Annotated in this window: 18 protein-coding genes; 13 read left to right on the forward strand and 5 right to left on the reverse strand. The window is 75.1% G+C overall.

The window, feature by feature from the left end:
- Positions 1-8: 8 nt before the first annotated feature.
- From AS594_RS30925 to AS594_RS30970, 10 genes are all read left to right on the forward strand, one after another.
- A complete protein-coding gene (locus tag AS594_RS30925) occupies positions 9-1,682 on the forward strand; it encodes a carbamoyltransferase family protein (protein ID WP_069930097.1) in 1,674 nt (557 codons plus the stop codon).
- Positions 1,679-2,758 carry a glycosyltransferase family 2 protein gene (locus AS594_RS30930; protein ID WP_069930098.1) on the forward strand — a complete coding sequence of 360 codons (1,080 nt, stop codon included), beginning with the start codon at positions 1,679-1,681 and terminating at the stop codon, positions 2,756-2,758. The genes AS594_RS30925 and AS594_RS30930 overlap by 4 nt, the downstream gene beginning before the upstream one ends.
- Positions 2,755-3,477, forward strand: a complete 723-nt coding sequence (locus AS594_RS30935) for a D-glycero-alpha-D-manno-heptose-1,7-bisphosphate 7-phosphatase (protein WP_079144321.1) — start codon at positions 2,755-2,757, stop codon at positions 3,475-3,477. Before AS594_RS30930 ends, AS594_RS30935 begins: the two co-directional genes overlap by 4 nt.
- Positions 3,474-4,556, forward strand: a complete 1,083-nt coding sequence (locus AS594_RS30940) for a glycosyltransferase family 9 protein (RefSeq protein WP_079148770.1) — start codon at positions 3,474-3,476, stop codon at positions 4,554-4,556. Before AS594_RS30935 ends, AS594_RS30940 begins: the two co-directional genes overlap by 4 nt.
- Positions 4,553-5,518, forward strand: coding sequence for a glycosyltransferase (locus AS594_RS30945; RefSeq protein WP_069930099.1), 966 nt, complete (start codon positions 4,553-4,555; stop codon positions 5,516-5,518). The genes AS594_RS30940 and AS594_RS30945 overlap by 4 nt, the downstream gene beginning before the upstream one ends.
- The gene (locus AS594_RS30950; RefSeq protein ID WP_079144319.1) at positions 5,515-6,792 is read left to right on the forward strand and encodes a glycosyltransferase; all 1,278 of its coding nucleotides are present in this window, start codon (positions 5,515-5,517) and stop codon (positions 6,790-6,792) included. Before AS594_RS30945 ends, AS594_RS30950 begins: the two co-directional genes overlap by 4 nt.
- Positions 6,793-6,895: 103 nt before the next feature.
- Complete coding sequence (locus AS594_RS30955) at positions 6,896-7,534, forward strand: D-sedoheptulose-7-phosphate isomerase (protein ID WP_069930899.1); 639 nt, start codon at positions 6,896-6,898, stop codon at positions 7,532-7,534.
- Positions 7,531-8,934: a D-glycero-beta-D-manno-heptose 1-phosphate adenylyltransferase gene (gene rfaE2 / locus AS594_RS30960; protein WP_069930100.1), complete on the forward strand. Its 1,404-nt coding sequence runs from the start codon at positions 7,531-7,533 to the stop codon at positions 8,932-8,934. The genes AS594_RS30955 and rfaE2 overlap by 4 nt, the downstream gene beginning before the upstream one ends.
- A gap of 45 nt (positions 8,935-8,979) precedes the next feature.
- Entirely contained in the window at positions 8,980-10,005 is a 1,026-nt protein-coding gene (locus tag AS594_RS30965) for a glycosyltransferase family 9 protein (RefSeq protein ID WP_069930101.1), read from the forward strand.
- 89 nt (positions 10,006-10,094) lie between these two features.
- Positions 10,095-10,922 carry a glycosyltransferase family 2 protein gene (locus AS594_RS30970; RefSeq protein ID WP_069936003.1) on the forward strand — a complete coding sequence of 276 codons (828 nt, stop codon included), beginning with the start codon at positions 10,095-10,097 and terminating at the stop codon, positions 10,920-10,922.
- A 125-nt stretch (positions 10,923-11,047) separates the two neighbouring features.
- On the opposite strand, the gene AS594_RS30975 is transcribed toward AS594_RS30970, so the two are convergent.
- On the reverse strand, positions 11,048-12,349 hold the full coding sequence (locus AS594_RS30975; RefSeq protein ID WP_069936004.1) for an MFS transporter: 1,302 nt from the start codon (positions 12,347-12,349) through the stop codon (positions 11,048-11,050).
- A gap of 627 nt (positions 12,350-12,976) precedes the next feature.
- Here AS594_RS30975 and AS594_RS30980 point away from each other — a divergent pair.
- Together AS594_RS30980 and AS594_RS30985 are read left to right on the forward strand one after the other, a co-directional pair.
- Positions 12,977-13,726, forward strand: a complete 750-nt coding sequence (locus AS594_RS30980; RefSeq protein WP_069935577.1) for an SDR family oxidoreductase — start codon at positions 12,977-12,979, stop codon at positions 13,724-13,726.
- Between the two features lie 37 nt (positions 13,727-13,763).
- Entirely contained in the window at positions 13,764-14,630 is an 867-nt protein-coding gene (locus AS594_RS30985; RefSeq protein WP_079144317.1) for an SDR family oxidoreductase, read from the forward strand.
- Positions 14,631-14,689: 59 nt separating this feature from the next.
- Here the strand turns inward: AS594_RS30985 and AS594_RS30990 are convergent, their stop codons facing one another.
- Entirely contained in the window at positions 14,690-14,917 is a 228-nt protein-coding gene (locus AS594_RS30990; protein WP_069935578.1) for a DUF6480 family protein, read from the reverse strand.
- 40 nt (positions 14,918-14,957) lie between these two features.
- A complete protein-coding gene (locus tag AS594_RS30995; protein ID WP_069936005.1) occupies positions 14,958-15,359 on the reverse strand; it encodes a ChaB family protein in 402 nt (133 codons plus the stop codon).
- A 154-nt stretch (positions 15,360-15,513) separates the two neighbouring features.
- Here AS594_RS30995 and AS594_RS31000 point away from each other — a divergent pair, with 154 nt between their 5' ends.
- Positions 15,514-15,933, forward strand: a complete 420-nt coding sequence (locus tag AS594_RS31000; protein WP_069935579.1) for a CBS domain-containing protein — start codon at positions 15,514-15,516, stop codon at positions 15,931-15,933.
- A 457-nt stretch (positions 15,934-16,390) separates the two neighbouring features.
- On the opposite strand, the gene AS594_RS44800 is transcribed toward AS594_RS31000, so the two are convergent.
- Together AS594_RS44800 and AS594_RS31010 are read right to left on the reverse strand one after the other, a co-directional pair.
- The gene (locus AS594_RS44800) at positions 16,391-16,567 is read right to left on the reverse strand and encodes a hypothetical protein (protein WP_167368054.1); all 177 of its coding nucleotides are present in this window, start codon (positions 16,565-16,567) and stop codon (positions 16,391-16,393) included.
- 147 nt (positions 16,568-16,714) lie between these two features.
- Entirely contained in the window at positions 16,715-18,820 is a 2,106-nt protein-coding gene (locus tag AS594_RS31010; protein ID WP_069935581.1) for a xanthine dehydrogenase family protein molybdopterin-binding subunit, read from the reverse strand.
- Between the last annotated feature and the right edge of the window lie 13 nt (positions 18,821-18,833).

Below are 18,833 nucleotides of genomic sequence, written 5' to 3' on the forward strand. Positions count from 1 at the left end.
GGGACCCCATGCGCATCCTCGGAATCAACGCTCTCTTCCACGACCCCGCAGCCGCCCTCGTCATCGACGGCCGGACCGTCGCCGCGGCGGAGGAGGAGCGGTTCTCCCGGCGCAAGCACGGCAAGCGGCCGGTGCCGTTCTCCGCCTGGGAGCTGCCGGAGAAGGCCGCCGCCTGGTGCCTGAAGCGCGCGAACCTGCGCCCGCAGGACCTGGACGCGGTGGCGTACTCCTTCGACCCGGAACTCGCCAGGGCCGCCGAGGCCATGGGCCTGGACGACCCCTGGGACCACCTGCGGCTGACGTACGCCCGGCAGGCCCCCGCGTTCCTCAAGGCCGCCCTGCCGGGTCTCGACCCCGGCATCGTCCGGTTCGTACCGCACCACATGGCACACGCCGCGTCCGGAGCGTTCGCCGCCTCCGACGCCGACACCTCGTCGGTACTGGTCCTCGACGGCCGGGGTGAACGCGCCTCGCACCTCGCGGCACGCCGGATCCGCGGGCGGCTGGAGGCGTTCCACGCGCAGGACCTGCCGCACTCGCTGGGGCTGGTCTACGAGGAGCTCACCGAGCACCTCGGATTCCTGCGCTCCTCGGACGAGTTCAAGGTCATGGCCCTGGCCTCGCACGGCACCCCGCGCATGCTCCCCGAGCTGCGCCGCTACGTCTACCCCACCGGGGACGGGGGCTTCCGCGCGACGGGGGTGCCCTGGCACGAGCTGTGCGCGCCGCGCGGCGCGGACGAGCCGTGGACGCAGGACCACGCCGATGTCGCGGCCAGCGCCCAGGCCGTCCTGGAGGAGACCCTGCTGGACCTCGTGCGCTGGCTGCACGGCAAGACGCACGACAGCCTCCTCACCCTCGCCGGCGGCGTGGCGCTCAACTGCGTCGCCAACTCCCGGATCGCCCGCGAGGGCCCCTTCTCCCGGGTGTGGGTGCAGCCCGCCGCCGGTGACGCGGGGACCGCCCTGGGCAGCGCCCTGCTGCTCGCCGCCGACCGAGGGGACGAGCCGGAGCCCATGGCCGGCGCCGACCTCGGGCGCGACTGGTCGGAGGCGGAGCTCGGAGCCTGGCTGAAGACCGCGGCCGTACCGTTCGACCGGCCCGCCGACATCGCCGCGACCGTGGCCCGGGCGCTGGCGGACAACGCCGTCGTGGCCTGGTTCCAAGGGCGCTCGGAGTACGGGCCCAGGGCGCTCGGCCACCGTTCGCTGCTGGCGCACCCCGGACACGCGGGCAATCTGGAGCGGCTGAACGACGTCAAGGGGCGCGAGCAGTTCCGGCCGGTGGCGCCCATGGTGCTGGCCGACCGGGCCCCCGAAATCTTCGACGGGCCGATGCCCAGCCCGTACATGCTGTTCGTCCACGACGTGGCACCCGAGTGGCGCGGCCGGATCCCCGCCGTCGTGCACGTCGACGGCACCGCCCGCATCCAGACCGTCGACCCCGCGCGGGAACCCCTGGTCGCCCGGATGCTCACCGAGTTCGAGCGGCTGACCGGACTGCCGGTGGTCGTCAACACGAGCCTCAACACCGCGGGCCGGCCGATGGTGGACGACCCGCGCGACGCGCTGGAGTGCTTCGGTTCCTCGCCCGTCGACCTGCTCGCGATCGGCCCGTACGCGATCCGGCGCGGGGAGTTCTTCCACTCCTCGGACACGTACGACGACGGGGCGGTGCGATGAATCCCCACACAGAGGACGCGGCGGCCGGCGCTCCGGCCTACGCCGTGGTCATTCCCACGATCGGCCGCCGCAGCCTGACCACATGCCTGCGGGCGCTGGCCGCCGCCACCGGGCCGAAACCGGCGCAGGTCGTCATCGTCGACGACCGCCGCGAGACCGGCGGGCTGCCCCTGCCGGCCGACATCCCGCAGGCCCTGCGGCCCGTCACCACCGTGGTGACCGGCCGGGCCCGGGGCCCGGCGGCGGCGCGCAACCGGGGCTGGCGGGAGGCGGGTCCCGTGCCGTGGACCGTCTTCCTGGACGACGACGTCGTGCCGGGCCCCACCTGGGCGGAGGACCTCGCCAGGGACCTGGCGGCGGCGACGTACCGGACGGCGGCGGTCACCGCCCGCATCACCGTGCCGCTCCCCGCCGACCGGCGGCCCACGGACTGGGAACGCAACACCGCCGGACTGGCCACCGCCCGCTGGATCACCGCCGACATGGCGTACCGGCGCGAAGCGCTCGAAGCCGTCGGCGGCTTCGACGAACGCTTCCGGCGGGCCTTCCGGGAGGACGCGGACCTCGCGCTTCGGGTGCTGGCGGCGGGCTGGACGGTGAACGAGGGAACGCGCTCCACGGTCCATCCGGTCCGCCGCGCCGACCGCATGATCTCCGTACGCCTCCAGCGGGGCAACGCCGACGACGTCCTGATGAACCGGCGGCATGGCCGGGACTGGTGGACCCGGGCCGACGCGCCGCGCGGCCGGCTGCCCCGCCACCTCGTGGTGACGGGCGCCGCCCTGACCGCCCTGGCCTGCGCCGCCGCCGGCCGGCGGACCGCTGCCGGTGTGTGCGCCGCCGTGTGGCTGGCCGGTACGGCCGAATTCGCCCGGGCCCGGATCGCCCCCGGACCGCGTACCCGCGACGAGGTCGCGACCATGGCGCTGACCAGCGCCCTGATCCCGCCCGCCGCCACCTGGCACTGGCTGCGCGGCCGGATCAAGTACCACCGGGCGCTGCCGCTCGGCACGCACGAGGTTGCCGCACCACCACGCGCCCCGCGTGAGCCGGTCCAGGTACGGGTGCGCCCATGAACCGCCCGCCCACGCCCCGCCCCACGGCGCCCGCGCGGCTCACGAGCGGCCCCTGGCTGTTCGACGGCCCCCCGGAGGCCCGCCCCGGCCCCGCGCGCGGACCCGTCCGCCAGGACGCGCCGCCGGAGCCCGGGGGAGTGGGCGGCGGTCTTCCCGGAGCGGTGCTCTTCGACCGCGACGGCACGCTCGTCGTCGACGTGCCGTACAACGGGGATCCGGCGCGCGTGGAGCTCATGCCGTCGGCCCGGGAAGCCATGGAGGCCGTACGCGCCCTCGGCATCCCGGTGGGCGTGGTGAGCAACCAGTCGGGCGTCGGCCGCGGGCTGCTGACCCGCCGCCAGGTCGAAGCCGTGCGGCAGCGCGCCGAGGAACTCCTGGGCCCGTTCGCGGTCTGGGCGGTCTGCCCGCACGCGCCGTCCGACGGCTGCGGCTGCCGCAAGCCCGCGCCGGGCCTCGTCCTGGCCGCCTGCGCCCGGCTCGGCGTACCGGCCGCGCGCACCGTCGTCATCGGGGACATCGGCGCCGACGTGGCGGCCGCCCGCGCCGCGGGCGCGCGCGGTGTGCTCGTACCGACGCCGGTCACGCGCCCCGAGGAGACCGCGGCGGCCCGCGAGACGGCCGCCGACCTGCTCGGCGCGGTACGGCTGGTGCTGCCTCCCGGCGCCGTTCACGGCCGCCGGGCCGACGCCGCCGGCCGGGCGGCCGGAGGTGCGCCGTGACCCGCCCCCGGACACTCGTCGTCCGCCTCGACAGCACCGGCGACGTCCTGCTCGCCGGCCCCGCCGTACGGGCCGTCGCCGCCGGTTCCTCGCACACGGCGCTGCTGTGCGGGCCGCTCGGCGTACAGGCCGCGGGGCTGCTGCCGGGGGTCGACGAGGTCCTGGTGTACGACGCCCCCTGGGTCGGGATCGAGCCCGCGCCGGTGACGGGCGAGGCCACCCACAAGCTGCTGGAGGCGGTCGCGGCGCGCCGCTTCGACCGCGCCCTGGTGCTCGTCTCGTACCACCAGAGCCCGCTGCCGGGCGCCCTGCTGCTCAAACTCGCGGGCGTACGGTGGATCGCCGCCGACAGCGAGGACTACCCCGGCGCGCTCCTCGACCTGCGCCACCACCGGCTGCCCCACCGGCACGAGGTCCAGGCGGCCCTCGACCTGGCACGGGACGCCGGATTCGCGCTGCCGCCCGGTGACGACGGGACGCTGCGCATCAGCCCCCCGCCCGACACCGCGCACCTGACCGGACCCGGCCCGTACGTCGTCCTGCACCCCGGCGCCGCCGTCCCGGCCCGCGCCTGGAGCGCCGCACGCGCCGCGCGGGCCGCCGCCGCGCTGTCCGCCGGCGGCCACCGGGTCGTGGTGACCGGCGGCCCGGCGGAGAAGGACCTGACCGCCGAAGTCGCCGCGGACCACGCCCTCGACCTCGGCGGCGCCACCGACTTGCACCAGCTGGCCGGTGTCCTCGCCGGAGCGAGCGTCGCGGTGGTCGGCAACACCGGCCCCGCCCACCTCGCCGCCGCCGTGGGAACCCCCGTGGCCTCGCTGTTCACGCCGGTCGTACCGGCCGAGCGCTGGGGCCCGTACGGCGTACCCCACGTGCTGCTCGGTGACCAGACCGCGCCCTGTGCCGGGACCCGGGCGCGGCGCTGCCCGGCCCCGGGGCACCCCTGCCTCGACGGGGTCGGTGACGCGGAGGTGCTCGGCGCCGTGGCCGCGCTCGGCGGCCGTGCGCGGACCGAAGCGGGCTGTCCGGCGGTGCCGGGCGGCGTATCCGAGAAGCAACGAGGAGGAGCGACCGCATGAACATCCTGCTGTGGCACGTACACGGTTCCTGGACCACGGCGTTCGTCCAGGGGCCGCACACCTATCTCGTTCCCGTCACCCCCTCCCGGGATCCCGACGGCCTCGGCCGGGCCCGTACCTTCACCTGGCCCGACTCCGTACACGAAGTGACACCCGAACAGCTGCGCGAGACCCAGGTCGACCTCGTCGTCCTCCAGCGGCCGCACGAGCTCGAACTCGCCGAACGCTGGCTGGGCGGGCGCCGCCCGGGCCGTGACGTGCCCGCCGTCTATCTGGAGCACAACGCGCCGGACGGCAACGTTCCGGACACCCGGCACCCGTACGCGGACCGCGACGACCTGACGCTCGTCCACGTCACGCACTTCAACCGGCTGTTCTGGGACAACGGCTCCACCCGCACCGAGGTGATCGAGCACGGCATCGTCGATCCGGGACACCAGTACACCGGCTGGCTGCCGCGCGCCGCCGTCGTTGTCAACGACCCGGTCAGGCGCGGCCGTTACACCGGTACGGACCTGCTGCCCGCCCTGTCCGAGGCGACGCCGCTGGACGTCTTCGGTATGCGCACCGAGGGCCTGGCCGGGCATCTGGGCATATCCGACGACCGCCTGCACTCCACCGATCTCCCCCAGCGCGAACTGCACGCGGCCCTCGCCGAGCGCCGCCTGTACCTGCACCCGGTGCGCTGGACCTCGCTGGGTCTGTCCCTGCTGGAGGCCATGCACCTGGGCATGCCGGTCGTGGCCCTCGCCACCACCGAGGCGGTCGAGGCCGTCCCGCCCGGCGCCGGAACGCTGTCCACCCGGCCCGAGGTGCTGGCCCGGGCCGCCCGGCACTACCTGGAGGAACCGGAAGCCGCGGCCGAGGACGGCGCGCGCGGCCGCCAGTCCGTACTCGAACGGTACGGGCTCAAACGCTTCCTGAACGACTGGGAGCGCGTGATGACGGAGGTGCGCTCATGACATCCATCGGGCCCATCAGCATCGGGATCGGCGACGGCTGCGCCAAGAACGCCTCCGCCCTGTCGATCGCGCTCGTCTCGGAGCACGCGAGCCCGCTCGCCGCCCTCGGCGGAGTGGACGCGGGCGGCCAGAACGTCCATGTCGCGCGCCTTGCGGGCGCACTCGCCGATCGGGGTCACCGCGTCACCGTCTACACCCGGCGGGACGCGCGCGACCTGCCGGACCGGGTGCCACTGCGAGCCGGCGTCGAGGTGCACCACGTGCCCGCGGGGCCGCCTGAGCAGATCCCCAAGGACGAACTCCTGCCCCACATGCTGGCGTTCGGCCGCTACCTGGCGAGGGAGTGGCAGATACGGCCGCCCGACGTCGTCCACTCGCACTTCTGGATGTCGGGGCTCGCCGCGCTCCACGCGACCCATGAACTGCGGCTGCCGCTGCTGCACACGTTCCACGCGCTTGGCACGGTCAAGCGCCGCCACCAGCGGCGGGCCGACACCAGTCCGCCCGCCCGGATCGCCTGCGAGCGGGAGGTCGGCATGGGCTGCGACCGCATCGTCGCCACCTGCCGCGACGAGGTCGCCGAGCTGGGCCGGATGGGCATCCCCGCCGACAAGGTCAGGGTCGTGCCGTGCGGGGTCGACACCGCCGAGTTCACGCCGGACGGTCCGGTCGCCCACCGGGACGGTGCGTATCCCCACCGGCTGATCCAGCTCGGCCGCCTGGTCCCGCGCAAGGGCGCCGCCGTCTCCATCGGCGCGCTCTCCCGGCTGCCCGGCGCCGAACTCCTGATCGTCGGCGGCCCGTCGGCGGACCGGCTCGACGACGACCCCGAGGTACGCCGGCTGCGCGACATCGCCCGCGAGGCGGGTGTCGCCGACCGGGTGCGCTTCCTGGGCGGCGTATCCACCGCGGAGGTGGCGCCGCTGCTGCGGAGCGCCGATGTGGTGCTGTGCCCGGGTGACTACGAGCCGTTCGGCATCGTGCCGCTGGAGGCCATGGCCTGCGGCAGGCCGGTCGTCGCCAGCGGGGTGGGCGGACAGCTCGACACCGTCGCCGACCCGGCCACCGGACGGCTGGTGCCGCCCGGCGACCCCGAGGCCCTCGCCCGCGCCGCCGGCGAACTGCTCGACGACCGCGCCTTGCGGGAGGCGTGCGGGGAGGCGGGCCGGCGCCGCGTGCTGAGCCGCTACGGCTGGCCGCGCGTCGCGGCGTCCACCGAGTCCGTCTACTGCGAGGTGCTCGCCCCGCAGCCCGTCGTCACGGGGGCCGTCTGAGGGCCCGCGCCCGGCGTTCCCGACCACCGACCGCGCAGCACCGATGTCCGAAGGAGGTGCGGGTCCGGCCGTCGTCCCCCGGGACGCGGTACGCCCGGCCAGCATGAACGAATCCCTTGTACTCGACGCCGCGCACCGGCACTGCCAGTCCTTGCAGGACGCGCTCACCGGCTTCCGCCACCAGAGCCTGCGACGGCTGGCCGCGTGGGGCGCCGAACTCGCCGCCGTACTGCCCGTCGGAGGCCGGCTGCTGGCAGCCGGCAACGGCGGCAGCGCCGCCCAGGCCCAGCACCTGACAGCGGAACTCGTGGGACGCTACCGGCAGGAGCGCCCCGCCTACTCGGCCATCGCCCTGCACGCCGAGACCTCCAGCGTGACGGCCATCGGCAACGACTACGGGTTCGACCAGGTGTACGCCCGCCAGGTGTCCGCCCACGGCCGCCCCGGCGACATCCTGGTCCTCCTGTCGACCTCCGGCCGCAGCGCCAACCTGATCACCGCGGCGGTCACCGGCCGGGCCGCCGGACTGCGTGTGTGGGCGATGACCGGGCCCGGCCCCAACCCGCTCGCCGAGGCGTCCGACGAGTTTCTGTGCGTCGACGCCGGCACCACGGCCACCGTGCAGGAGGCCCACCTCGTCGCCGTACACCTGCTCTGCGCATGCTTCGACGCGGCGGGCGGGGCGCCCGCGCCGGACCGGGCGGCGGCCCGGCCTCTCGCCGCCGACCGGAGGCTCTCATGACCGCGCGCAAGCCGCTGGTGGTCGTCGGGGACGTCCTCCTCGACGAGGACATCGAAGGCGTCGCCACCCGGCTCTCCCCGGACGCCCCGGCCCCCGTCGTCGACGTCACCGGCGACCAGAGCCACCCCGGCGGCGCGGGACTCGCCGCCGCGCTGGCCGCCCGGGGCGGCCGCGAGGTGATCCTGGTGACCGCGCTCGGCGACGACCCGGCCAGCGGAGCGGTGCGCCGCGCCCTGCGCGGCCGGGTGCGGCTGGTGGAGATTCCGCTCGACGGGACGCTGCCGGTGAAGACCCGGGTACTGGCGGGCGGCCGCCCGCTGGTGCGGATCGACCGCGGCGGCGGAACGCCCGGCGAACCGGACGACGCGGTCCGTGTGGCGCTGGCGCAGGCCCACGCCGTACTCGTCGCCGACTACGGGCGCGGCACGGCGAGCGCCGTACGCCCGCACCTGGAGGCCGTGGCCCGCCGCACACCGCTGGTCTGGGACCCGCACCTCAGGGGTGACGACCCGGTGCCGGGCGCGCGGATCGTCACCCCGAACGGCGCCGAGGCCTGCGCGCTGAGCACCGCCGACGGCCAGTCCCTGCGGGCCTACGCCCTGCGCGGCGGCGACCTGGCGGAGCGCTGGCGGGCGGCGGCCGTCGCGGTGACCCTGGGCGAGCGCGGCGTCCTGCTGACCCGCCCCGGCGCCGGTACTCCGATGCTCGTCCCGGCGCCGTACCGCGCCCAGGGCGACCCGTGCGGCGCCGGTGACTGCTTCGCCGCCGCTACGGCGGCGGCGCTGGCCGACGGGCTGCTCCCGGAGGAGGCCGTGCAGCGGGCCGTCGCCGAAGCCGCCGCGTTCGTGGCGGCGGGCGGCGCGGGCAACCCCGCGCTGTGGCGGACCGAGCCCGCGCCCGGCCCGGAGGAAGAGGGCCCCGAGACGGACCCGTTCGCGCTCGCGGAGCGGGTCAGGGCGCGCGGCGGCACGGTGGTCGCGACCGGTGGCTGCTTCGACCTGCTGCACGCCGGTCATGTCGGGCTGCTGGAAAGCGCGCGGCGGATCGGCGACTGCCTCATCGTGTGCGTCAACTCCGACGCCTCCCTCGCCCGCCGCAAGGGCCCCGGCCGCCCGCTCAACCCGGTGGCGGACCGGCTGCGGGTCCTCGCGGCGCTCGGCAGCGTCGACGCCGTCGCGGTGTTCGAGGAGGACACACCGGCCGCGCTGCTCAGCAGGCTGCGGCCCGACGTCTGGGTGAAGGGCGGCGACTACTCCGTCGAGGACCTGCCCGAGGCGGAGGTGCTGCGCGCCTGGGGCGGGCAGGCGGTCGTACTCCCGTACCTCGTCGGCCGCTCCACGACGCTGCTGGCGCACCGGGCGGCGCAGGCCGCCGTACGGGTGCGGCCGTCCACGCCCTGACCCGGGACCGGCCTTCGTACCGACGCGACTGAGGAGAGGCACCCAGTGGACGAGACGACACGGCCGTGCGTGCTGGTGCTGCGGGCGCTCGGGCTGGGCGATCTGCTGACCGCCGTGCCCGCCCTGCGCGCGCTGCGGCGCGCCCTGCCCGGACACGAGGTGGTGCTGGCGGCGCCCGGACGGCTGGCCGACGCGGCGGCGGCGACCGGTCTGGCCGACCGGCTGCTGCCCGCCTCGGCCCCCGGGCGCGGGGTACCCGCCGAGCTGGCCTGGGACGGTCCCGCGCCCGCCGTCGCCGTGGACCTGCACGGCAACGGCCCGCCGAGCCACCTGCTGCTCCAGCGGCTGCGTCCGGGACGGCTCTTCGCGTACGCGCACCCCGCGACACCCGCCGTCGCCGGGCCCCCGTGGCGGCCCGACGAACACGAACGGGAGCGCTGGTGCCGGCTGCTCGACTGGTACGGCATCCCGGCGGACCCCCAGGACCTGTTCATCCCGCCGCCCACGGAGGTCTCCCCGGCACCGGGCGCGGTCGTGGTGCATCCGGGCGCCGACGCGGCGGCCCGCCGCTGGCCCCCGGAGCGCTTCGCGGCCGTGGCCGGGGCGCTGCACCGCTCGGGCCACGAGGTCGTGGTGACCGCCGGCGCGGGCGAAGGGCCCCTGGCCCGGCACGTGGCGGCGGAGGCGGGGCTGGCGCCGGAGGCCGTACAGGGCGGCGCCGGTGATGTGCCGTTCGGCCGGCTCGCCGCACTCGTGGCCGGGGCCCGCTGCGTGGTCGTCGGCGACACCGGGCTCGCCCACCTCGCCACCGCGCTCGGCACCCCGTCGGTCGTCCTGTTCGGCCCCGTCGCCCCGCGTCTGTGGGGGCCGCCCGCGCGCCCGCGCCACCGCGTGCTGTGGCATCCCGGCGGCGACGCCTCGCCGCGCCCCGGGGACGCCCACGGTCCGCTGCCGGACGAACGGCTGCTCCGGATCACCGTCGAGGAGGTCGTCGAAGCGGTACGCACCCTGCCGGAGCCGGGCCTCGGTACGCGGGCCGGCCGTCCGCTGGTCCCGGAGGGGTCGTGGTGAGCGGCGGGGCCGTGGACCGGTCACGGACCGGTGCCGTGGTGAGCGAGCAGCCCCCGGACCGGCCCAGGACCGGCATCGTGGTGATCACCATGAACCGGCGTACGAGCCTCTTGCGCACCCTGGACCGCCTGGCCGCGCTGCCGGAAAGGCCACCGGTCGCGGTCGTCGACAACGGTTCCACGGACGGCACGGCGCAGGCGGTGCGCGCACGGCACCCCGCCGTACTCCTGGTCACGCCCGGCCGGAACCTGGCGGCGGCCGGCCGTACGTACGGAGCCGCCGCACTGGGCACGCCGTACATCGCCTTCAGCGACGACGACTCGTGGTGGGAGCCCGGAGCCCTCGACCGGGCCGCCGACCTGCTGGACAGCCACCCCCGGCTCGGGTTGGTGGCCGCCGCCACGCTCGTGGGTCGGCAAGCGAGCCCCGATCCGCTCAACGAGGCGCTGCGCAACTCACCACTGGGCCAGGAACCGGACCTGCCCGGCCGCTCCGTCCTCGGCTTCCTCGCCTGCGCGGCCGTGGTGCGGCGGTCGGCGTTCCTGGAGGTGGGCGGGTTCCATCCGCTGCTGGGGGTCGGCGGGGAGGAGCAACTGCTCGCCATCGACCTCGACGCGCACGGCTGGGGAGTGGCGCACTGCCCCGCCGTGGTGGCCCGCCACGATCCCGACGAGGAGGAGCGCCCCGGCCGGGCGGCCCGGACGCGGTGCAACGAGCTGCTCACCGCGTGGCTGCGCCGGCCGCTGCGGCAGGCCCTGGCCCGGTCGGTGCGGCTGGCCCTGGACAGCCGCGGCGACCCGCAGGCGAGGCTCGCGCTGGCCTACACGGCCCGGCGGCTGCCTGCCGCGCTGGCCCGGCGGCGCCGGGTGCCGTCACGGGTGGAGCGTCGTATCCGGCTCCTGGAGAGGTCGTCGTGAACCGCTGCCGGCCGACCCGCCGCCACCCGGCGGATGCGGGCAGCGGCGGGTCGGCCGGCCGTAGGTGTGCGTTCGAACCGGTGCGCCCCGGAAGATGCGCGCCGGGGTGTTCCCCGGGGCGCGCGTCAGGCCGCCGTGCCCAGGGCAGGCTGCCCGGCCGGGACCGGATGCCGCTCCGTGCGCAGGACCACGGTCGCCGTCGTCCGGCGGCGGCGGAACACGAAGCCCGCACCGACCGCACCGGCGATGATCAGTCCACCGGAGACGAGCGCGCCACGCGCCCCCGCCAGCTCCATCAGCAGCCCGAGCGCCGGCGGTCCGGCCAGACCCCACGACGTCTTGACGGTGCCCCACACACCGAGGACACGGCCCCGCATGTGGGCGGGCGGGTCGGTCTGGAGAACGGTCGTGCCGGCGGTGTCGGAGACCGACTCGACCACGGCCATGGGCAGCACGAGCACCAGCAGCACGGCGAGCGACGGCGAGAATCCCGCCACGGCCTGGAGCAGGGCGCCGACCGCCGCCAGAGTGCCCACCAGCCGTACGGAGGGCTTGCGCAGCCGGGCACCGAGGACCGCGCCGATGATGCCGCCGACGGCGAGCACGGTGGAGACGGTGCCGAACGCCCCGGCGCCGCCCGCGAGGGGCCCCGTGACGAGTACGGCCAGGGTGAGCCCGTAGTTGCGCCCGAAGACCGCGCTGAGCCCGGTGATGCCCGCCAGGGCCACCAGGCGGGGGCGGCGCATGAAGTAGACGACGCCCTGCCGCACGGTCATGTCGTCGTCCGCGCTGTCCGCGCCGTCCGCGTCCTGCGCGCCCTTCGCGCCGGCCGGCACGGCGGCAGGCGTCTTCGGGGTGGCCCCGGCCCTGCGGACGGCCTGGTGCACCGGGCGGAGGAAGGGGATGACGGCGGCCACGAAGAGGAAGGACAGGCCGTTGGCGGCGTACGCGGCCGCCGTACCGAGGAAGCCCACCGTGATACCGGCCAGAGCGGCGCCCGCGAGCCGGCCCGCGTTGTGGACGAGCGAGCCCACACCGATGGCGGAGGGGACGTCCTCCGTACGGACGAGATCGTTGCCCAGCAGCGAACACGCCGGTCCGTCGACCGTGGCGATGAGACCCGTGACCGCGGCAAGCGTCATCAGCACCGCGAGGTTGAGCTGGTCCGTCGCGACCAGGACGGCCGTCAGGAACGCGACCGCGCCGAGCAGCCCCTGGCTTACGGCGGCGGTCAGTTTGCGGGGCCACCGGTCGACGGCGGCCCCGCCGGCGACGCTCATGAGCAGACCCGGCGCCGCCTGCACGGACATGGACAGTCCGGTCGCCGCCGCCGACCCGGTGATCTGGAGCACCAGCAGGTTCTGGACCGTCAGCTGCATCCAGGTACCGGCGTTGGAGACGAAGTTCGCCACCGACCACCAGCGCATGCTGCGGTACTTCAGGGAACGCCACGGCGAATGGTCGTCCGCACGGTTCTTCACGGGGAGGCCGAAGCGCGTCCTGCGGACGGGCGCGGCGGCATCGGGGGCGGGGGCAGGGGCGGGCGCGGGACACGCGGGCATGGAAGACACAGTGAGTCACTCGGAGACGAGCCGTGGCTCAGGTGGAGGAACGCGGAACGGTGAAGTTCAGGGAACCGGCGTCTCTGCGCGGCCGCTCCACCGGGTCTGGCTGGGCTGTGCCGCTCGTCGGCGTACTCATGACGCCTGTTGAGGCGCGGAGTCCGTCCGGGGCACGGCCTGGACCATCGTGGCAGAAGGGCCCGGCCGGTGCGGGCGGGAACGCATTCCACGACGGTCACCGGAGGGCGGGACCCCTTGGCCCGTAAGGGATCCGGTACTTCTGGTGGGCTTGCTCACAAGCACCGGACCACGGCCCCGCCACCCCCACCAGCGGGCCCCCGGGCGTGAGGGCGACCACAGCGTCGGGCACCCGCGCGGCGGCGTAGTCCGGCGTGCCGGACCACTGAGCGGGGCTCACAGTGAGAAACGGAGCGGTTGCCCGGCGCGCACCTCTCCCGTCCAGAACGGCGGCAGGCAACGGAAGGCAGCGGTATGGACAGCGGAGTGCGGGTCGACCTTCACGGCAGGCAGGCACTGGTGACCGGCGGGGCGCGGGGACTGGGGGCCTCGATCGTGCGGGCGCTGGCCGGGGCGGGGGCGTCCGTACTGGTGGCGGACCTGCGCAAGGACCTGGCCCGGGACCTCTGCAACGAACTGGCGGCGGCGGGGCGCGGCGACGCGCGCTTCGTGGAGCTGGACGTCCGCGACGCCGGGGCCGTCGCGGAGGTGTTCAAGGACCTGGAAGCCGAAGGCCAGGCGGTGGACATCCTGGTCAACAACGCGGCCGTGGACGTCTCCAAGCCCATCGAGCACCTGACGTCCGACGAGGTGACGCGGGTCGTCGCGACCAACCTGCTGGGGCCGATGTACCTGTGCCTCGAGACGTACCGCCGCATGGTCGCCCGGGGCGGCGGTCACATCGTCAACATCCTCTCCACGGCGGCGAACCGCACCTGGACCGAGGCCGGCCCCTACGCGGCGGGCAAGTCGGGGCTGCGCGCGTTCACGCACACCCTCTTCAAGGAGGCCCAGCGGGACTGCCCGGGGATCGGAGTCACCGGGATCATCGCGGGCGGCATGGAGACGCCGTTCATCATGGAGCGCTTCCCCGACGCCGATGTCTCCATGCTCCAGAGTCCGGACATCGTGGCCGACACGGTGCTGTACGCGCTGTCCGTCCCGTCCGGCAGCGCCGTGTCGGAACTCGTCGTCGTACCGCGCAAGGAACCGTCCTGGCCCTGATCCCGCCGTCGCCGCACTCTCACGAAAGGGCCGTCCCATGTCCGGCATCCCCGGGAACGCAGGACCTGCGAGCAGCGCAGGCGGTGCGCCCAGCGCACACGTCGCAGGACACGCGGCAACGCCCGTCGCCGTCATCACCGGCGCGGACTCGGGTATCGGGCGCGCCACGGCCGTCCGGCTCGCCGTCCAGGGCATGGATGTCGGCATCACGTTTCACACCGACCGCAGGGGCGCCGAGGAGACGGCGCAGGAGGTGCGCGGTTACGGACGCCGGGCGTCGGTGGCGGCCATGGACCTCACGCGGCTGCCCGAAGCGGCCGATGTGGTCGACCGGCTGGCAGAGGAGCTGGGCAGGATCGATGTCCTGATCAACAACGCGGGTACGGGAACCGCCACCCCCTTCCTGGAACTGGGTCTCGCCGAGATCCGGGAGGTCGTGGACGTGGACATGATCGGGCCGTTCCTGTGCGGTCAGCGCGCGGCGCACCGGATGATCCGGCAGGGGGACGGCGGGCGGATCGTCAACGTCACCTCGGTCCACGAGAGCGCGCCGCGCGTCGGCGCCGCGCCCTACTGCGCGGCGAAAGGCGGCCTCGGTCTGCTCACGCAGGTGATGGCGCTGGAGCTGGCCGAGTACGGCATCACGGTCAACGCTGTCGCCCCCGGCGAGATCGCCACGCCGATGACCGGCCAGGAGGACACGGACGTACGTACCGAGGTACGCCCCGGCATTCCCCTGGGGCGTCCCGGCGACGCCCGGGAAGTCGCCGCCGTCATCGCCTTCCTCGCAGGCCCGGACGCCTCGTACGTCACGGGGGCCTCGTGGCAGGTGGACGGCGGCATGCTGCGCATGGGGCCCATGGCGGGCTCCCACCTGGACGGCGACTCCTGGCGCCGTCCCTGAGGCTCCGCGAGGACGTCCCGCAGGTGGGTCCCGTACGGAAGTCCCGCATGCCGCAGCGGTCAGATGAGCACCGTGTACACCAGGAAGAAGGCCGCGATCAGCACCACGAGCACGCCGATGGCGATCAGCGGACCCTTGGCCCAGCCGCGCGGCGGTTCGACGCGGGGGCCGGTGCCCGAACTGGTGCTGGCCTCGCCGGGCGGCGTCTCACCGGGAGGCACCGAACCGCCAGGTTCGAGACCCGTGGTCCGGTCCGGCTCGGGATCCGGGTTGTGTGATGTGTTCATACCGGGCGAGTGCCCGAATTGAACCGAGTAATCCGTTACGTCACATCCGGGCCCTGCGGGTCTCCGAGCGGTTCGCCTTGCGAATGGCCTCCAGCAGCTCCGGCTTGCTCATCCGAGAGCGCCCCTGGATGCCCAGCCGCCCGGCCACGTCGTACAGGTGCTGCTTCGACGCCTGCTCGTCGACGCCCTCGCCGCTGCGCCCGCCCCCCTGCCGGGGCCGGGCCGCTCTGGGGTCGGACGGGCCCTTGCGGCCCTTCTCCTTGCGTTCCCAGTGGTACCCGACCTTCTCGTACTTGTGCTTCAGCGCGCTGAAGGCCACGCGATGGGCGCGCTCTCCTTCTCCGTACTCCTCCACGGCGGAGTCGTGCGCCTTGATCCAGGTCCGCTGCGCTTCCTCGGCGGACCGCTCCAGGGTCGACGGAAGTTCCTCTTGTCCGGGCACGGCGTTCACCCCGTCTCACGTGTCGAACCATCGAGAGACATACGGGTGCCCGGCGCCGGGCGGGAGAATCACGGGCGCTTGGGCGGGGCGCGCAGGGGTACCCGGACGGTCAGTGGGGGCTGCGGCGACAGCCGCCCGTCCGATGGAGGACCCGATGGGTCAGAAGGTTCGCGAGATCATGACGAGCACCCCCGCCACCGTGGGCGTGCTCACGGCGGTGAGCGAGGTCGCGCACCGGATGCGCGAGGAGAACATCGGCGCGGTCCTGGTCGCGGACGGCGACGAACTGCGCGGGCTGGTCACCGACCGGGACCTGGTCGTACGCGTACTCGCGGAGGGCAAGGACCCCGGCGACACGACGGTGCGGGACGTCTGCAGTCCCGACCTGGTCACCGTGACACCCGACGACGAGGTCGACCGGGCGATCCGGCTGATGCGCGAACACTCGTTGCGCCGGCTGCCCGTGGTCGAGGGCGCCACCGCGGTGGGCATCGTGTCCCTGGGCGACCTGGCGATCGAGCGCGACCCCGGTTCCGCGCTGGGCGACGTGAGCGCAGCGCCGCCCAACACGTAGCCAGTACGTCAGTGATCCGGCCGGCCGCTCAGGTGACGGGCGCCGGCGGCGGGACCGGCCCCGGCAGCGGTCCGGGCTTCGGCTTCGGTTCCGGCGGCGGGACCGGCGCGGGCGGGACCGGCTCGGGCTGGGGCGGGGCCGGAGGTACCGGATCGGGCCCCGGCGCGGGCACCGGACCGGGCGTCGGCCCCGGCTGCGGGCCGGGCCCCGGCGCGGGGGTCGGCGTGGGCGGGACGGGATCGTTCGGCGGTGTACCCATGAGAAACCCCATTACGTCCGGCGGGCTGACGGAGCCAATCCTTCCGGCGAGTGCCCCGGACGGCGGGTGACAAACGAACCGCCGACCGCCACCCGCACGCGTTCACCCGCACGCGCCCACCCACCCGCACGCCGCCCACTCGCACAGTGGGCCGCCCGGAGCGGAGCCGTGGCCCTCACCCCGGGCGGCCCGGCCGGCTCAGCGTCGACGGCCCCGGGCCGCCCACCCGGAACCCACACCCGCCACGTGCAGGGCGAGTAGGGCGAGGCCGACGAGCGTGAGGCTCGTCGGACCGAAGATCGCTTCCGTCGACGTCTCGGTCGCGTGGATGATGAAGGCGATGACGAACACCACCGCCGCCGCGATTGCCAGCATGTGTCTCTCCTGCCAGTTGACGGCGCACCACGCGTGGTCCGGGTGGCCGTGCCGCTGACAGCCTTGTGCCCCGCCGCCTACCGGTCATGCCCATGCCCTTCCGGCGGGCGGAAGGAGGCCGCTCCGCGCGCGGCGGCAACCTCTGCGTCACCCCGCCGGACGCAGGTGCGGCAGCAGCTTGTCCGGCGTCAGTGGCAGGTCCCGCAGCCGCACTCCCGTCGCGTGGTGGACCGCGTTGGCGACGGCCGCCGCCGTGCCGACGGTGCCGATCTCACCGATGCCCTTGCTGCCCATCGGGTTGAGGTGCGGATCGTCCTCGTCGACCCAGTACGCCTCGATCGCCGGCACGTCCGCGCACGCGGGCACGTGATACGACGCCAGGTCGTGCTCCGCGAAGTCCCCGAAGGCCGCGTCCATGGTGCTGTGCTCCGTCAGCGCCATGCCGAGGCCCATGGTCATCGCGCCGATGAACTGCGAGCGGGCGGTACGGGGGTTGAGGATGTGCCCGGCGGCGTAGACGCCCAGGAGGCGGCCCACCCGGATCTCACCCGTCACCGTGTCGACCCGTACCTCCGCGAAGTGGGCGCCGAACGCGTGCCGCGCGTACGGGGACTCCTCGGCCACCTCCCGCTCGGTGTCCGCCGCGACGGTGATCCCCTCGGCCGGCGGCCCGCCCGCGCGGTCCTTCAGCCGCCCGGCCAGCAGGGCACACGCCTTGTGCACCGACCAGCCCCACGACGCGGTGCCCGACGAGCCGCCCGCGAGCGGCGCGGCCGGCAGGTCGCTGCTGCCGATCTCGACGCGCACCGATTCCAGTGGCGCGCCCAGCACGCCGGCGGCGATCTGCGCGAGCACCGTGCGGGCGCCGGTGCCGATGTCGGTGGCGTTGACCCGGATCAGGTACGTGCCGTCGCCGGCGGCGTGCGCGGTGGCGGCGGACGGACTGACGAGTACGGGATAGGTCGCGGAGGCCACCCCGGTGCCGATCAGCAGGTCACCCTCGCGGCGCACGCCCGGACGCGGGTCGCGCCCCTCCCAGCCGAAGCGCCGCGCCCCTTCCCGCAGGCATTCGGCCAGGCGCCGGCTGCTGAACGGGTTGCCGCTGTCGGGTTCGGTCTCCGGCTCGTTGCGCAGCCGCAGCTCCACCGGGTCGAGTCCGGCGGCTACGGCGAGTTCGTCCATGGCCGACTCCAGGGCGTACATCCCGGACGCCTCGCCCGGAGCCCGCATCCAGGACGGCGACGGGACGTCCAGCGCGGCGACCTGGTGGCTGGTGCGGCTGTTCGGCGAGGTGTACATGACGCGGGCCGGAACGGCTGCCTGCTCCACGAACTCCTTGACCGTCGACGTCTGTGTGACGACCTCGTGGGCGAGCGCCGTGATGACACCGTCGGCGCCGGCCCCGATCCGGACCCGCTGCACGGTCGGCGCGCGGTGGCCGACGACCGCCGCGAGGTGGCGGCGGGGGAGTGCCAGCTTGACGGGGCGCCCGGTGTGCCGCGCGGCCATGGCGGCCAGCACCACCTGGGGACGGGGCGTGCCCTTCGAGCCGAACCCGCCGCCGACGTGCTCGGAGACTACGGTGATCTGCCGCTGCTCCAGCCCGAAGACCTGGGCGAGGGCGTCGCGCACCTTGGTGGAGCCCTGACTGGAGTCGTGCACCGTGAGGTGCCCGTCGTCCCACCGGGCCGTCGAAGCGTGCGGTTCCATGGGGTGGTTGTGCAGCGCGCTCATCGTGTACGTCGCGTCGACCCGCACGGCGGCCGCCGGATAGGCCGCGTCGAAGTCGCCGCGCTCCCGGACGGCGGGCACCCCGCTGTTCGCCTCATCGGGCGTGTAGAGGCCCGGATGGGTTGGCGTCAGCCGTACGTCGTGCTCCTCGGCCGCGTACTCGATCCGCAGCGCCTCGGCCGCCTCGGCGGCCGCCTCCGGGGTGTCGGCGACCACCAGCGCGACGTACCAGCCGCGGTGCGGCACCCGGGCGTTCTGGAGGACCGCGAGGATCGGGTCGTCCGGCTCCTTGAGACGCGGCGCGTTCTCGTGGCTGAGTACGGCGAGTACGCCCGGCCGGGCCAGCACCTCGTCGGCGTGCACGGCGGTGACCCGGCCGCGCGCCACGGTGGCGGGCACCGGCGAGGCGTAGGCGCAGCCGGGCGGGGAGTGCTCGGCCGCGTAGCGCGCGGCGCCGGTGACCTTGTCGCGGGCCTCGCTGCGGACGGCCGGCGTTCCCAGGGGGGTGGATGCGTGCGTCATGACGGGTTGTCAC

Origin of the sequence: Streptomyces agglomeratus, assembly GCF_001746415.1 — a bacterium.
Taxonomy (GTDB): Bacteria; Actinomycetota; Actinomycetes; order Streptomycetales; family Streptomycetaceae; genus Streptomyces; species Streptomyces agglomeratus.

Coding starts and splice junctions, on each gene's coding strand:
- AS594_RS30980 (WP_069935577.1), top strand. CDS start 12,977: ATGGACAGCGGAGTGCGGGTCGACCTTCACGGCAGGCAGGCACTGGTG.
- AS594_RS30935 (WP_079144321.1), top strand. CDS start 2,755: ATGAACCGCCCGCCCACGCCCCGCCCCACGGCGCCCGCGCGGCTCACG.
- AS594_RS30950 (WP_079144319.1), top strand. CDS start 5,515: ATGACATCCATCGGGCCCATCAGCATCGGGATCGGCGACGGCTGCGCC.
- AS594_RS31010 (WP_069935581.1), bottom strand. CDS start 18,820: ATGACGCACGCATCCACCCCCCTGGGAACGCCGGCCGTCCGCAGCGAG.
- AS594_RS30975 (WP_069936004.1), bottom strand. CDS start 12,349: ATGCGCTGGTGGTCGGTGGCGAACTTCGTCTCCAACGCCGGTACCTGG.
- AS594_RS44800 (WP_167368054.1), bottom strand. CDS start 16,567: ATGCTGGCAATCGCGGCGGCGGTGGTGTTCGTCATCGCCTTCATCATC.
- AS594_RS30990 (WP_069935578.1), bottom strand. CDS start 14,917: ATGAACACATCACACAACCCGGATCCCGAGCCGGACCGGACCACGGGT.
- AS594_RS30925 (WP_069930097.1), top strand. CDS start 9: ATGCGCATCCTCGGAATCAACGCTCTCTTCCACGACCCCGCAGCCGCC.
- AS594_RS30955 (WP_069930899.1), top strand. CDS start 6,896: ATGAACGAATCCCTTGTACTCGACGCCGCGCACCGGCACTGCCAGTCC.
- AS594_RS31000 (WP_069935579.1), top strand. CDS start 15,514: ATGGGTCAGAAGGTTCGCGAGATCATGACGAGCACCCCCGCCACCGTG.
- AS594_RS30930 (WP_069930098.1), top strand. CDS start 1,679: ATGAATCCCCACACAGAGGACGCGGCGGCCGGCGCTCCGGCCTACGCC.
- AS594_RS30985 (WP_079144317.1), top strand. CDS start 13,764: ATGTCCGGCATCCCCGGGAACGCAGGACCTGCGAGCAGCGCAGGCGGT.
- AS594_RS30945 (WP_069930099.1), top strand. CDS start 4,553: ATGAACATCCTGCTGTGGCACGTACACGGTTCCTGGACCACGGCGTTC.
- rfaE2 (WP_069930100.1), top strand. CDS start 7,531: ATGACCGCGCGCAAGCCGCTGGTGGTCGTCGGGGACGTCCTCCTCGAC.
- AS594_RS30970 (WP_069936003.1), top strand. CDS start 10,095: ATGAACCGGCGTACGAGCCTCTTGCGCACCCTGGACCGCCTGGCCGCG.